The 15,022-nt window shown below is 48.8% G+C and carries 12 protein-coding genes; 4 read left to right on the forward strand and 8 right to left on the reverse strand.

Annotated features, from left to right (window positions below; genetic code table 11):
* Positions 1–9 precede the first annotated feature (9 nt).
* Complete coding sequence (locus ACJJIP_RS09440) at positions 10–3,180, forward strand: efflux RND transporter permease subunit (RefSeq protein WP_444946743.1); 3,171 nt, start codon at positions 10–12, stop codon at positions 3,178–3,180.
* A gap of 78 nt (positions 3,181–3,258) precedes the next feature.
* On the opposite strand, the gene ACJJIP_RS09445 is transcribed toward ACJJIP_RS09440, so the two are convergent.
* The gene (locus tag ACJJIP_RS09445) at positions 3,259–3,852 is read right to left on the reverse strand and encodes an FMN-dependent NADH-azoreductase (protein ID WP_444946744.1); all 594 of its coding nucleotides are present in this window, start codon (positions 3,850–3,852) and stop codon (positions 3,259–3,261) included.
* A 103-nt stretch (positions 3,853–3,955) separates the two neighbouring features.
* Here ACJJIP_RS09445 and ACJJIP_RS09450 point away from each other — a divergent pair, with 103 nt between their 5' ends.
* Entirely contained in the window at positions 3,956–4,882 is a 927-nt protein-coding gene (locus ACJJIP_RS09450; RefSeq protein WP_282953446.1) for a LysR family transcriptional regulator, read from the forward strand.
* On the opposite strand, the gene ACJJIP_RS09455 is transcribed toward ACJJIP_RS09450, so the two are convergent.
* Positions 4,879–5,376 (reverse strand): DUF1097 domain-containing protein, encoded by a 498-nt coding sequence (locus ACJJIP_RS09455; RefSeq protein WP_083922701.1) that lies wholly within the window; start codon positions 5,374–5,376, stop codon positions 4,879–4,881. The genes ACJJIP_RS09450 and ACJJIP_RS09455 overlap by 4 nt on opposite strands.
* A gap of 91 nt (positions 5,377–5,467) precedes the next feature.
* Positions 5,468–6,196 (reverse strand): SDR family oxidoreductase, encoded by a 729-nt coding sequence (locus tag ACJJIP_RS09460; RefSeq protein WP_444946745.1) that lies wholly within the window; start codon positions 6,194–6,196, stop codon positions 5,468–5,470.
* A gap of 137 nt (positions 6,197–6,333) precedes the next feature.
* Here ACJJIP_RS09460 and ACJJIP_RS09465 point away from each other — a divergent pair, with 137 nt between their 5' ends.
* Positions 6,334–7,221 (forward strand): LysR family transcriptional regulator, encoded by an 888-nt coding sequence (locus ACJJIP_RS09465; protein WP_444946746.1) that lies wholly within the window; start codon positions 6,334–6,336, stop codon positions 7,219–7,221.
* A 68-nt stretch (positions 7,222–7,289) separates the two neighbouring features.
* On the opposite strand, the gene ACJJIP_RS09470 is transcribed toward ACJJIP_RS09465, so the two are convergent.
* From ACJJIP_RS09470 to ACJJIP_RS09490, 5 genes are all read right to left on the reverse strand, one after another.
* Positions 7,290–8,135: a mechanosensitive ion channel family protein gene (locus tag ACJJIP_RS09470; RefSeq protein ID WP_020412834.1), complete on the reverse strand. Its 846-nt coding sequence runs from the start codon at positions 8,133–8,135 to the stop codon at positions 7,290–7,292.
* A 342-nt stretch (positions 8,136–8,477) separates the two neighbouring features.
* Positions 8,478–10,184, reverse strand: coding sequence for a thiamine pyrophosphate-dependent enzyme (locus ACJJIP_RS09475; protein WP_444946747.1), 1,707 nt, complete (start codon positions 10,182–10,184; stop codon positions 8,478–8,480).
* A 667-nt stretch (positions 10,185–10,851) separates the two neighbouring features.
* Positions 10,852–11,598: a flavodoxin family protein gene (locus ACJJIP_RS09480; RefSeq protein ID WP_444946748.1), complete on the reverse strand. Its 747-nt coding sequence runs from the start codon at positions 11,596–11,598 to the stop codon at positions 10,852–10,854.
* A 69-nt stretch (positions 11,599–11,667) separates the two neighbouring features.
* Entirely contained in the window at positions 11,668–12,366 is a 699-nt protein-coding gene (locus tag ACJJIP_RS09485; protein WP_282953453.1) for an SDR family NAD(P)-dependent oxidoreductase, read from the reverse strand.
* A 335-nt stretch (positions 12,367–12,701) separates the two neighbouring features.
* Entirely contained in the window at positions 12,702–13,709 is a 1,008-nt protein-coding gene (locus ACJJIP_RS09490) for a site-specific integrase (RefSeq protein WP_020412830.1), read from the reverse strand.
* Positions 13,710–13,902: 193 nt separating this feature from the next.
* On the opposite strand from ACJJIP_RS09490, the gene ACJJIP_RS09495 reads away from it, so the two are divergent.
* The gene (locus ACJJIP_RS09495) at positions 13,903–14,964 is read left to right on the forward strand and encodes a DNA-binding protein (protein WP_444946749.1); all 1,062 of its coding nucleotides are present in this window, start codon (positions 13,903–13,905) and stop codon (positions 14,962–14,964) included.
* Positions 14,965–15,022 lie beyond the last annotated feature (58 nt).

The raw sequence follows: 15,022 nt of genomic DNA on the forward strand, positions 1-15,022 counted from the left end.
GTAGGGGTTATGGCGAGTTTCTTTATCAACCGACCCATCTTTGCCTGGGTTCTGGCAATTATCACAATGCTGGCTGGTGCATTGTCCATCAGCAAGCTGGCGGTGGAGCGTTATCCCAATATTGCACCGCCCTCTATCAATATTGAGGCGAACTACCCGGGCGCTTCTGCCAAGGTGGTCGAGGACTCCGTTACACAGATCCTGGAACGGAATATGAAAGGCCTGGATGGCCTTCTATATATGTCTGCTACCAGTCAATCCAACGGTGGTGCTTCCATTGCTTTGACATTTGAGAATGGTACCGATCCAGATACCGCGCAGGTACAGGTCCAGAACAAGGTGCAGTTGGCAATGCCATTGTTGCCCCAAGAGGTACAGCTACAGGGGGTCAACGTCAGTAAGTCCCGCGGCGGTTTCCTGATGGTTGCGGGCTTTGTATCTGAAGACGGCAGTATGAATCGCAACGATATTGCCGATTATATTAATTCAGCCATTGTGGACCCGGTTAGCCGGGTACCGGGCGTTGGAAACGTGCAGGTATTCGGCTCCAAGTATGCACTGCGTATTTGGCTTGACCCCAATAAGCTGACCACTTACGACCTGACACCGAATGATGTCGCCGCAGCAGTGCGGGCACAGAATGCCCAGGTTACCGTGGGCAGCCTTGGAGGTGCGCCGGCAGTGCCGGGGCAACAACTCAATGCCTCCATTACCTCACAGGGACGCCTGCAAACCCCGGAGCAATTCCGGGAAATTGTGGTCCGTGCCAATGATGATGGCTCCCTGCTGCGGCTTGGCGATATCGCCCGTGTTGAATTGGGGGCAGAGAACTACGAGTTTATCTCCCGCTACAACCGCCAACCGGCAACGGGTATTGCCATTAACCTGGCTACTGGTGCCAATGCGTTAGATACCGCAGAGGGCGTTAAAGCAAAGCTCAAGGAGCTGGAGCCTTTCTTCCCGCGGGGACTTACCTCGGTCGTACCTTTTGATACCACGCCCTTCGTTGAGGTCTCCATCAAAGGTGTGATCAGTACTTTGATTGAAGCCATTGTGCTGGTCTTCCTGGTGATGTATCTGTTCCTGCAAAACTTCCGTGCAACCTTAATTCCCACGATTGCAGTGCCAGTAGTACTGCTGGGAACCTTTGCGGTTCTCGCGGCATTGGGATTTTCGGTCAATATGCTCACTATGTTCGCCATGGTGTTGGCCATCGGCCTGCTGGTGGACGATGCCATTGTGGTTGTGGAGAACGTAGAAAGGGTGATGCGTGAAGAGGGGTTGTCACCAAAGGAAGCAACTAAAAAATCCATGAAGCAGATTACTGCGGCACTGATAGGTATCGGCGTGGTGCTCTCGGCAGTGTTTGTGCCTATGGCATTTATGGATGGCGCCACTGGCGTAATTTACCGGCAGTTCTCAGCAACCATTGTTGCTGCCATGGCCTTGTCCGTATTAGTGGCGATTATCCTGACCCCCGCACTATGTGCCACCTTGCTGAAACCACTTTCAAAAGGGGAAAGCCACGGTGAGAAAGGCTTCTTCGGTTGGTTTAATCGGAACTTTGAGCGCGGCAGCCAGCGTTACCAGGGCGGAGTGCAGGGCATTCTAAAACGCAGCGGCCGTTTTATGCTGTTGTTTGTGGCCCTTTCGGCCGTGATGGCCTTCCTGTTTCTGCGCTTACCCAGCTCCTTCCTGCCGGATGAAGACCAGGGCGTGCTCTTCTCTATGGTGCAGGCACCCGTGGGCGCGACCCAGGAACGCACCATGGCATCTATCCGCAAAGTGGAAGATCAGTTTCTGGACAACGAGCAGGGTATCGTGAAGTCGGTATTTTCGGTACAGGGCTTTAGTTTTGCCGGTAGCGGCCAGAATACCGGTATCGCCTTTGTAAATATGGAAGACTGGTCCGACCGGGAAGAGGAATCGCAAAGTGCCGGAGCGGTAGCCATGCGCGCAATGGGCGCGCTGATGCAAATCAAAGATGCCATGGCTTTTGCCTTTGCGCCGCCGCCTCTGCCAGAGTTGGGTTCTTCTGGTGGCTTTAACTTTTACTTAAAAGATAACGGCAACCTGGGGCACGAAGCGCTGACCGCTGCGCGCAACCAATTCTTGGGAATGGCTGGACAGAGCAAATTACTGTCCAACGTGCGACCCAATGGCCAGGAGGATACGCCGCAGTTCCGGGTGAAAATTGACAACGCCAAGGCTGCGGCACTAGGTTTGTCTATCGCCGATATTAACAGTGCATTAAGTACCGCTTGGGGAGGCTCGTACATCGATGATTTTATCGACCGCGGCCGGGTGAAGCGGGTTTATATGCAGGCGGATGCGCCATATCGCATGGTGCCGGAAGACTTCCAGCTTTGGTCTGTGCGCAATGATAAAGGCGATATGGTGCCTCTATCTTCATTTGCCAGCTTCTCCTGGGAGTACGGATCTCCTCGCCTGGAGCGCTACAACGGCGTGCCATCCATGCAAATCAACGGCCAGGCAGCTCCAGGAGTCAGCTCTGGTGAGGCCATGGCAGAAGTGGAGAGACTGGTAGCTCAGTTGCCGGCGGGTGTTGGTATTGAGTGGAGTGGCCTTTCTTATCAGGAGCGTGCCGCCGGAGCACAAACACCACTGCTTTATACCCTGTCATTACTGATTGTTTTCCTGTGCCTTGCCGCACTTTATGAGAGCTGGACAGTACCAACAGCCGTATTGTTAATGGCGCCTCTAGGTATTCTTGGCGCGGTGCTGGCGAATAGCTTGCGGGGGATGGAAAGGGATATCTATTTCCAGGTGGCCATGTTGACCACTGTGGGCTTAACCAGTAAGAACGCCATTTTGATTGTGGAGTTTGCCAAGCAAAACTTAGAGGATGGTATGGAGCTGGTGCAGGCTACTATGCGTGCAGTACGCGATCGCCTGCGTCCTATCCTGATGACTTCTTTGGCTTTTGGTTTGGGAGTTCTTCCACTGGCGATAGCCACTGGTGCAGGTTCCGGCGCGCAACGCGCAATTGGAACCGGGGTACTGGGGGGAATGGTTGTGGGCACGCTGCTGGGAATCTTCTTTATTCCTTTGTTCTTTGTGGTGGTGCAGAGGCTGTTTGGGAGAAAGGCTAATAATAAAGAGTCATCTCAGGCTGATGCTCCTGAACGCAATGAGACTGAGGCTGTAGAAGCTGTATAAATTTATATCTGAAAAAGCCAGGCCGGATAATAGGGCCTGGCTTTTTTATTTCCAATGAATGCGGTAGTACTTGCAGGTTTAAGCAAGCTCAGTAATACGTTCATTTGCAGCTGCGACGGCTTTTTCTTTTGCCTCTTCACCGGTCGCAAGCCCCTCCGTGTAAACAAGCTCAACATTGGTGATACCTACAAAGCCGAGGAACTGACGTAGAAAGGCACTCTGCGCATGATCGTCACCGTGATAGCCACCTCGAGCGACAAAGGCGATTGCTTTCTTGTTCTTCAGCAATCCTTCAGGACCATTCGCTGTGTAGCGGAAGGTGATGCCGGCTCGGGCGATATGGTCGAAGTAGGTGTGCAGGGTGGAGGGGATTGTGAAATTGTACATAGGTACACCCAGTACCAGCACATCTGCCGAAGTAATCTCTTCAATAAGTTTGTCCGAAAAATCAACAATAGCTTGCTGATCTGCGGTGCGCTGCTCAGCCGGGGTAGTGAAGGCCTGGAAGCGCTCCAGAGACAGGTGGGGCACCGGCTCTGCCACCAGATCACGCTGAATTACTTCGCCATCCGGATTATTCGTTTTCCAGCTCTCGATATACTTTGCAGCCAGCTGGGAGGTCTGTCCTCCGGCTTGGAACATGCTGGATTGGATATTGAGCAACTTTGTCATGACTGGTTCCTAGTGAATCAATTAGCTTGAACACTATTGAAACATTGGTTAAATCGATTAAAAATTAGAAAATTTCACTGAAATCTATCGAAATATCCGATTTATGACTAATCAGTTTGCCAGATCATCTTCAAACCCGAAAATTACGCTCGAGCAATGGCGGTGTTTGGTAGCGGTTGTTGAGGGCGGAGGATACGCCCAGGCGGCGGAACGCCTGCATAAGAGCCAGTCCTCCGTAAGCTATGCGGTGCAAAAACTGGAGTCTGTGCTGGGTGTGGCCGCATTCACTATCAGTGGCCGCAAAGCAGTGCTGACAAAAGCGGGCGATATGCTGTACCGCCATGCACGGCAGCTGCTGGAGGATGCCGCATCTTTAGAGGCTGCAGCCTGTAAGGCTTCTGCTGGCTGGGAGTCAGAAATTGCTATCGGCATAGAGGTCTTTTTTCCCACTTGGTTATTATTGGAGTGCCTTGACCAGTTTGGCGAGGAAAGCCCGCAGACCCGTATTGAAGTTTATGAAACCGTTATCGGCGGTGGGCCTGAAGCACTGCAGCAGGGCAAGATCGACTTCGCTATCAGCCCACATATTCCCAAAGGCTTCAATGGTGAGCTGCTCTACAGCCCGGTACGAATCATTCCCGTTGCCCACCCGGATCATCCTTTACACCAATTGGGGCGAGAGCTGACCTTGCGAGACTTACGCAATCATCGCCACCTGGTGGTGCGGGATACAGGCTCACAGAGAACCAGTCGGACCCATACGGTAGATGTGGCCCAACGCTGGACTGTCAGCAATATGGCCACCTCCATTGGCGCGGCCTGCCGTGGCTATGGTTTTGCTTGGCTGCCGGAGGAGAAAATTAGACAGGAACTGGAAGAGGGCACCTTGAAGCCACTGCCCTTACGCGGTGGCAATGAAAGGCAGGTGTCTATGTACCTGATATTTGCCGATCGCGAGACTACAGGCCCAGGAGCAAGAAGGCTGGCTGAAATTATTCGCCTGCGCCTAAGAGAATTGGAAGCAGATTAATCCGCTTTATTTTTTCCTGGTAGGGATTGTGTATAGGTACATAAATGGCCTGAGGATATTCCCAGGAGAACAGGGGCGATCAGTGAGGCTATTCCTATATAAGTGGTCTCGGCATGTGCAGCAAAAAAGGTAATTAACCCCAGAAACCAAGCGGCAATATTGCCGATAATGGGCTTTCCTCTGAGGAAAACCACGATAAAAGCTACAATAAATACTGTCGCAGCGAAGGCAGCCTTACCCATTACAGGCAGTAACACACTGTTTATTACAGAAGCAATTACGCCGAGTAAAATTCCCAAAGTGACACAAATACTACTGGTTAATGTGTTCGATATAGAGGTGGGCCTGGTGAAAAAGACAACCCAGCCGACAAACATTGCCCACGGAGGTAAATTTGTTGCAAGGCAGGTAAAGGCGGCGGCACTGGCAATAGTTGCAGCAATAAAGGTATCTCTGCTGTGCTTTAGGTTTAACGCCTGGATTAGTGAGGACATCGGCTTTCTTTCCAAGTCAGAAAAATAACCAATAGCAGCAGCTAAAGTTTCTTAAACTGCTGCGAGTAATGAGCCGGGCTTAGGGGTGGATTTATATAATCCCACCATTAACCCGAATCACCTGCCCATTGATCCATCCCCCTTGCTCCCCGGCCAAAAAGGCGACCGTGTTTGCAATATCTTCCGGGCTTCCCAGTCGCTCCAGTGGAGACAAGTTGGCGAGGCTGTTCACCATCTCATCAGTTTTGCCATCCAGGAAAAGTTCGGTTGCTGTTGGTCCCGGGGCAACAGCATTAACGGTAATATTTCGTCCTCGCATCTCTTTGGACATTACCTGTGTCATCGCCTCAATGGCTGCTTTGGTTGCTGCGTAGATACTGTAGGTGGGCATATATAGGCCTACAACGCTTGAGGACAAGTTGATAATTCGCCCACCTTGTCTAAGGCGTTTACTGGCCTCCCGCATTGTGTTGAATGTACCTTTAAGGTTGACTGCAACCATGGTGTCGAAGACTTCTTCTTTACTTTCGGCTAAAGTCGCTAACTTCATGATGCCAGCACTATTGATAACAGCATCAATACCACCAAAGGTGGCTTCCACAGATTCAAATAATCTAGTAACTGCGTTGGAATCACTGACGTCTGCCTGAACAGTGACGGCCTTTCCTCCGGCCGCTTCAATCTGATTGACCAGCTTTTCAGCGGCATTGAAGCTGCCAACGAAGTTAACCAAGATTGTGAAGTTGTCCTTTGCCAGTCGGGTGGCAATAGCCGCACCTATGCCTCTGGAAGCGCCGGTGACTAGTGCAACTTTTTCCAAAATGACCTCCAAGCTGATTGGAGTCACAGCTGTGACTCTATGAGTAATGTTCCCGAAGAGAATAAGCTCGTGGTTTGAGTAGATAATCTAGCTAAAATGGAACCTATTGTTCTAACTAGATAAACAATGGGCTTAATATGGATAAGCTGGATGCAATGCGACTCTATGTTCGAATCGTTGAGCGTGGCAGCTTTACCGCGGCCTCTAGCGACTTGGACATTCCCCGATCTACCTCTACACAAGTGATCAATAAGCTTGAAAAGCAGCTTGGTGTGAGGTTGTTACAGAGATCTACACGCAAGGTAAAAGCAACGCTGGATGGGGAGCTGTATTACCAGCGATGTCTATCGATACTTTCGGATGTAGAAGAAGCGGAAGGTGCATTTAAGGGCTCGTTGCCGAAAGGGGAGGTTCGTGTCGATGTACAGGGAACAATTGCTCGCCACTTCGTTATGCCTAAGCTTCCGCAATTTTTTGAACGTTACCCCGATATTACTTTGGTGATGAGCGAAGGGGATCGCTGGGTTGATTTGGTCCAGGAAGGAGTGGACTGTGCGATCAGATATGGTCATTTAGCCGATAGTGAGTTGATCGCGAGGCGTCTGACAATGCTGGACAGACTCACCTGTGCTTCACCGGGTTATCTTGAGCGCTACGGCACCCCGAAATCCCTACGTGACTTGAGCCATCACCGGGCAGTGGCCCTCCGCTCGATAACAACGGGGAAGTCTACGCCGCTATCATTTTGCGTCGGGGACAAGGTTGAAACCATGGAAGCTATAGCGCCTATCACGGTAACGGGTACGGAGAGTTATCGGGATGCCGTTAAATTAGGGATTGGCCTGGCCCAGTTCCCCAGGTTTCATGTTGAAAAGGATCTAACTGAGGGCAATCTAATAGAAGTGTTACCTAACATTCGCCCACCAAGTGAACCGGTTTCTGTAGTTTTTACTCAGAATCGTTTCCTGTCGCCTAGAGTCAGGACTTTTATTGAATGGCTAACAGAAATTTTTGCTGATCATTAGGACGTAGGTGGGAGCAACCCAAGCACTGGGAAAAGCTATCCACCAGCGCTTGAGATAGAATGCCGCTGTTAGTTTCCAGCCTTCAAATTTTTTGTTTTCTCAAACCAGAAATTATAAAAATCTTCGGTCACTAGCTGTTCGATATTTGTTGCCTCTTCACGAGGGCAAAATATTGTAGCGGTGATCACATCATGACCAAGATCATTGGTTGTAACACTCACTTTCGCATCAGGGCCAGATAGCTCCACGCCCATACGACTCTCAATCAGCTTGCAGTAGCGCTCGGCAACTTCCCGGAATGAATCGCAGTGTTCCTTCAAGCGTTCTGCAATAAACTTCTTGGCCTCAAAAGGGTTTATTTCACTGCGTTCGCGAGTTATTGAGAAAGTGTGCTCGATATAGCGACGCATGAAGTTCAGGTTCTTTACCGGTTGGGTGAAGAACGCATTATTGGGAATGTAAAGGGTGGTTCCAGTATAACCATTGCCAAGTCCGTGAGGGTCGATTTCCAAAAGTGTGGTGCTTAACCAATCACTGTCGGTGACCTCACCAAACTGGTCGCCAACTTTAATCCAGTCCCCAACGGTGAAAGAGCGCATATTGGCTTGATATAGACCGCCAACCAAGCACTGTACAGCCTCACGAAGTGCCAGAACAATTGCCACAGAGAAAGCGGCAATAGACAGGGCAAAATCCCGAAGTTCACTTACCCAAATCACCATTAAACCGACTACCAGCAATAAGTTGCCGATATTATGTACAGTATTGATGCGGCGACGTTTATCAGCTTTCTGCCAGCTACTTCGGGCAATGGCTAGCGTAAGCAAGCCGCGCAACAGCATAATGGCTGTAACTAGGCATACAGTGACAAATAGTTTGCTATCCAGGATGTGTTCCAAGAACTCTGGTTTCATTCGGAAAAGGGACCTCACGGAGATGGGTAAGCCACCATATCAACGCTCGACTTCTCGATGAAGGCGGGCATACAAAGTCATAGTGGTGGGGACTGGTAAAAATCACGAAGGCGGGCAATCTATCCTTGGTTGTGAATCTTGTAAATAGCTTGCTAAAAGTGTGGATAGGATTGGCCAAATACCCATATTTTTAGGCTATAGACACCCAAAAAAGACCAAGTATAGGATATCTCTATCGATAGCTAGAGTCGGGGAGAGTTATCGAAACATCTCATCCGTTGGTTAACATTATTAGATGAATTAGACACATGTCCAGGTCTGAGTTGATACAGGTTCTCTAGTTTATGGCACAACTTTAACATCGAGCAAAAATGTTTTCCCGGTCTGAATACTTTGCAATCCTTTGTTGATAGCTTTTTTTAACTCGCTTATCTCTTTTACTCGCAGGCCTTGCCCTCCGTAAGATTCGACCGTTTTACAATAATCAGGTTCAGGCTGTATAAGATTGCCAACAAAATGATTATTTTTAACTGCTGCACCATTTGGGAAGTACTTTTGTATATTCCAAGTTTGCGATAAGTACTGGTTGTTGTTACATAAGACGATGAAAAGCGGTAATCCATATTCCTGAGAGAATCCCAGCGCAGCGGGAATAGGATTATAGTGCCAGGCGCCATCACCAATAATACAAACGACGAGCCTGTCGGGGCTCGCAAGTTTTACCCCTAATGCTGTGCCCAGTCCGGTTCCTAATGCACCACACCAGCCTCTAAATTGTTGAAATAATTTAGCACTGTACAAATGATTCAGCATCTGAGGAACCTGGGCAACAATCTCATCGATGCATGCGCAGTTTTCGGGTAAAGTATCATGTAAAACTCGGAATAATTCTGAAGCCGGAATACCTTGTTTCGTTGCTTGTAACACTTCTTGTGCATCTTTACGGTTTTTTTCCCGTATTGAGTTTGAATAACGTGACCAATCATTAGCACGCTTTTTGTTATCAATTTTTTTGTCTTCCAGTGAGGCTGATATTTGCTTCATATTGAGAAAGCGGTCACCTGCAATAGTATGGGTTGTTTTGTAACCCCAATAGGGCGCACGAGGCCTTAATGGATCTTCTTCAAGATGAATGACAGTGCAATCAGGCATTAATGCCCGGTGGGGAGGATGCCAGGGGGCATTACAGCCAATGAGCAGAATGACGTCAGTTTTATTGAGGATTTCACTTGTAATTTCAAACCCATACAGCGGGTGAGACCTGGGGAAGTTATGATACGCAGGCATCATGAACTCGAAAACAGGAGCTGCAAGAGTTTCAGCGATATGGATTAGTTGTTCTTTTTCAGCTTTTGTTCGTCCACCATATTCTGTGATAATAATAGGTAATGATGCACTTGCTAACAGATTTGTTATTTCTTCTATTTGGCTTTTTGTAGCCACTACCGGACTTGAAGCCAGAATGGGAGGCAGAGACTTGGGTGCTTCATGTAGTAATATATCGAAAGATACTTCAAGTAAAACGGGCCCTCGCGGGACAGCATTTGCAATAAATTGGGCCCGATTAAGCTCTTGTACTAGATCAGAAGAAGTTATTGCTTTTTTTGACCATTTGACGACTCTTTCTCCCTCTATTGCTGGGCCTGCAAAATCAACAAGTAAAGAGGGCCATTCCGGACCTGGATCGGTTGTAGCATCCTCACCGTAGGTTAATGAATCAGGTGATATAACGAGCATCGGGATTCGTTCTTGTAATGAGGACCTTAGTGCCATAGAGCCGTTTAATACTCCCAGACTGGAAGGGAGAAAAACAGCCTGCGGCTTTCCCTTAACCTTAAAGTATCCATAGGCAAGGCTGACAGCCAATAGTTCATGACGACAACGAAAATAGCGTATGTTTATTTTATTTTCTCTAGCAGCGAATACTTCCCACACTGGCGCCATAATGGCGATGGGCGAGGCAAAAATACAATCTACTTTGTTTGCATCTAATTGATCAATTATGGCATAAGCGCCATTGTATATTGGATGTGTTGTAGAATGGCTCATAAATAAGTTTGCCTTCTATATCCCTGTTTGCATGTTCATATTGATCGATTTTCTGCGTTTGTTTCTTATAGCTTAGTTCGTTTCTATTTTTAAGTTGCTATAAAGGCTAATAGGCCATCATGGTTATGAACCTTAATTCAAAGAAAGTAACTGTTATTTTTATTGGGGCTTTACACTATTGTTTTTTCAAATAGCACCTGCTTGTGAGTGCCTTTTTATCAGTCAGTGAGTCGTGTCCGATTGAGTTTTCTATGGGCAGTGATGAGCTCCTGAAAGAGTGATTTGGCTGAGGCTAAGGCGATGAGCGTTAGATATTTAGTATGATGGTATTAAGTTTCGAGAATGAATGCTCCAGCGCGAAATGGATAATGCGCAAATTGACCACTGGCTTTTGCGCGTGAAACTACCTATGACATGAAGCAGACACATTGGGTTTCTTGGTCATAAGACTGGCAGTACCGCTATCTGGTTTCTATGTGGCAAGTTCTGAGGGCAACTTTCAATAGTGCCGATCAATAGAGATACGAAATGGTTAGATATATCCTCAGCAAAAGGCTATTACTTTCTGACTTAGAGCCAAGGTAAGGCATTGATACATCATGCTTCGATTTATTTACACTTCCCCGCCAATCGATGGACACAGATTGATCAACGGGGGAGGGCGTCCCTATCGATAATCGGGGTTGGGAAAATCGGGCTTGCAGCCTGCATCCCATGCCGAGCGCTGATTTCCATGGGCGGGGATACCACCGGCATCTTTTATTATTCTCGCAAGGTGCATCAAATTCCATGTCATAAAGGTGGTGTTGCGGTTGGTGAAGTCATTTTGCGGGCCGCCAGAACCTGGGTCCAGATATGAGGGGCCAGGGCCTGCTTCACCAACCCAGGCCGCATCTGCTTGGGGTGGGATAACATAGCCAAGATGTTGCAAGGAGTAGAGGATATTCATCGAACAGTGTTTGGCTCCGTCTTCATTGCCAGTAATAAGGCAGCCCCCGACTCGCCCATAATAGGCGTATTGTCCCTGGTCATTCAGATCAGATGAATTGGCATAAAGCCTTTCTATAACCTGGGTGCATACGGATGATTTTTCCCCCAGCCAAATAGGTGTTGTTATAACCAGGATATTGGCCTCAATCACTTGTTGAAATATCTGTGGCCAGTCATCGTTCTCCCAGCCGTGTTTAGTCATATCTGGGTAAACGCCGAAGGCAATATCGTGGTCAACTGGTCTCAGTACCTGTACCGATATACCGTTTCTTTGCATGATTTCTCGGGAGATAGTAACCAGTCCATCCGTATGGGATAGTTCCGGCGTAGGCTTCAGAGTGCAGTTAAGAAATACAGCTTTCAGGTCAGAAAAGTCCCAACGGCTGGATTCACACTCTTCAATTTGTTTCTTGTTAAGGGTCATTATTGGCCTCCTTGCAAAATCTGGTTCCCGGCAAATCAGAATGAGCAGTTTTAACTTAGCTGATAGTTGTTACCATTTCTCCACATGGGGCCTAAGATCCACCTCGAAAGTCCAGGCGGATTTGGCCTGGGTTGTCAGGAAAAAGGCCGTGTCGGCGATATCTGGTGGCTGCAAAAATGTTTGATTATCTCTTGTGCTTCCATCTAGTGTGCGACTTTTACTTACCGGCCCATCAATGATCAGGTAGGCTACATGTACCCCTTTGGGCCAAAGATGCCTGGCCATCGATTGGGCAAGACTGCGCTGCGCAGCCTTTGCTGATGCAAAAGAAGCAAAGTTCGCTCCGCCGCGGAGGGAGGCGGTTGCCCCCACAATAATGATGTTTCCTTTGCCATGCTGGATCATCTCAGTAGTCACCAGTTGGCCGAATAGAGCGCAGCCCCGGCAATTTATCTTCCAATCCGATTCATATTCATAGATATCGAGATTTTCAATGGTGCAGGAGTGGCCAGAGCCAGCGTTGTAGATCAATGTTTCGATTGGGGCCATTTCAGCTTGGATACGGCTGAATACATCGGCAATTTGATCAGGTTTGGTAACGTCACAGATGTAACTCTTTGCCTGGCGCAGCTCAGCCTGCAATTTATCTAGGTAACTTTTATTTCGGGCAAGAAGCGCCACCTGGTAGCCTTCGTGATTAAACTTCTTGGCAAAGGCGGCCCCATTTCCAGGCCCGACGCCTACAACGACGCAGGTGTGTTTAGCCATGGTTGGTGTCTCCAGGAAAAGCTGGTGAGTCCTGACCCGGGCCAATTTACGGCTCAAAAAGAACTATTTTGGCGCCTGGGTACAAGAGTGCTGTGGTAATTAGGGTTAGTTAGTAGATATTGCCCGTTGCTGCCCGGAGAGTTTAGTTGGTCCCAGGTGTTTATTGGTGAGCGTGGCTGATTTTATGAGCTTGTCAGTGTAGACAGCCTGAGATAGATGGAAAGTGGATCGGCAGGGTAGGTATTAGTGCTCCCATAGGGCGATTCAACTCAAGCTTACAGATTTAGCAGGCTTTTTTTCGGGAGCCTGAGGCAGATTCCGGGCTCCCATAGCAGCTAAAGTAATTCTGCCATCTTCTTCATAAGAATTGCTGAGGCGTTTTCGGTGAATTGTTGCCCTTCCTCAATGTACTCCCAAACTGTGGCATCACTTTTCCAGCCACCTTGCTTTTTGATCAGCTCAAAACCAACCTTTTCCCGGGCTGCAGATGTAGACAGTCCGCGGCGGAAGCTATGGCTGCTGAGTTCATTGATGAAGTCAAATCCACAATCTGCCCCAAGCTTCTTCAGTAGGTCATTGATGGCAGTGGGATTTAATTGCCGGTCCTGAACTGTATCCCAGCGGTTAACCGCTCTGAATACCGGCCCACGAACAATACCACTTACTTTTAGCCAGGTTTTGAGGGCTTGAGCTGGGCAGGATTCTGGTTTACCGAAGGGGAGGGCACGCATAATTCCTTGACCGTTTTGATCTGTTTTGGATTTAGGTAGACGCACAATCAGGCCTTCCTCTTCCCAGACCAGGTCTTCCACCTGGATCGCTACCAGCTCGCTACGCCGAAATGCCCCAAAGAAGCCAATTAGAATCAGAGCGAGATCCCTTGCCTTCTTATTTGAATCCGGTTGCGAGCGCAACTGATTAGCCATAGTGGCAATGTGTTGGAGGCTCAAAGCCTTGGCTTTTTGTTTGGGCTTGCCATGCGTGCGGCGAATGCCGCGCATAGTCTTTTGTACCAAGGGTTCGGTGACTGGATTTGGAATTCCCTGATACAGATGCCATTGGCCAATGGCGGTAAGGTGCAGATCCAATGTGCGAGGGTTCAACTTGTCTGCCCGGCTCATCAGATAGCTCACTAGTGAGTGGCCATCGGTAGGCAGCCTGCCACCCCAGCGTTCGAACTGGCGGATGGCTGAGCGGTAAGCCTTGCGCGTGCTGTCAGAGGTGGCCGCGCGCAGGTATTTCTGGATGTCCTCCTCTGATAGCAGAGCGTCAGCCTGTCCAGTTGTACTAAGAGAGCTGGTTTTTAGCGGGGGTATCCCGGGCGGGGAGGGCTGGATTCCCATGATTTTCAAGACACCTTAGGAAGTATTGTTTGTACTGGTGGTACGGGAAATACGGGCTTTCTTATGAATATAACCTTCGATAAGAATCATTATCGAAGGTTATAAAGGTAAATTCAAGAATTGGTTAATTGTAAATTATTATGTAATATTACGTATTACGTAATTTGTAACGAAATAATCTAAGGAAAGGCTAATGGCACGTGCAGGGGTTACTTATTTCGATATTGTTGAGGCTGCGAAAGCGGTAAAGGCCCTGGGGGAAGAGCCAACGGTAGATCGGGTGCGATCTCACCTGGGAACTGGCAGCAAAAGCACTATCGCGCCACTGTTAAAGCGTTGGCGTAGCGAGATTGCCAATGACACAGATGTTAGCGGCCTCCCTAGGGACCTGGTGGAGGCTCTCAAAGGGTTACACCAGCGCATCCAGGGGCAGGCGGACCAAAGAGTTGAAGAGGTTCAGCAGGAATTTAGTGCCCAGGAAGAATCAATAGCCGCCCAACTCAGCGAGGTTCAGGAGAAAAACTCCAAGCAGGCGGCCAGTGTTTGTGAGCTGGAGCGGAAGCTGGCGATTGCGGAAACCGAAAAGCGCCAGCTAAAGCGGGCTCTGGATGATACGCAGAAAGCGGTTGAGAAGAGCGAATTTCAACGTGAAGAGGCTTTGGGCCGCATTCAGGAGCAGAAAGAGTCCATTGAGGAAATGAGGCTCGAGAACCGTGATATTCGTGAGCACTTCGAGCATTTCCAGCAACGAACTGCCAGCGATCGTCAGCATGAAAGGGATCAGTTCCGCTCCGCAAATGAGCAGTTGAAAGGTCAAGTCGCCATACTTACTGAGCAGTTGGCACTGACCGAGCGCAAGTTAAGTGAGCAGGAGCTGCTGAATAAACACGGGCAGGCACTGGTGGCAGAAGTTAATCGAGAAAAGCATGATCTATGTGAACAGATTGGAGCATCTCAAGCGGAAGTGGAAGTGCTTAGAAGGCAGGCTGAAGATCAGGGCAAGCTGGATATAGCTAGAGCTACGGAGATAACCAGCTTACAGAACCAGTTAGCCCAACTGCAAAGTGACTACTCAGCTCTCGCCAAAGAGGCACAGTTACAATATCAGTCCATGGAAAAGCTCGAAATAGATTTGACTTTATCCAAGGACCGCATAGAGCAGCTGGCGGATGAAAATCGTATCCTGCTGCAGGAAAAGGCGATGATACAAGGGCAGTTCACCCAGCTGGAGAACTCCCTGAAGATTCAGAAGTGAAAGTCTTGTGGCAACGATTAAGTCGTTGAGGTTATGAGAGAAGCGGGCTGAAAACAGG

This window comes from Microbulbifer variabilis, from assembly GCF_052467165.1.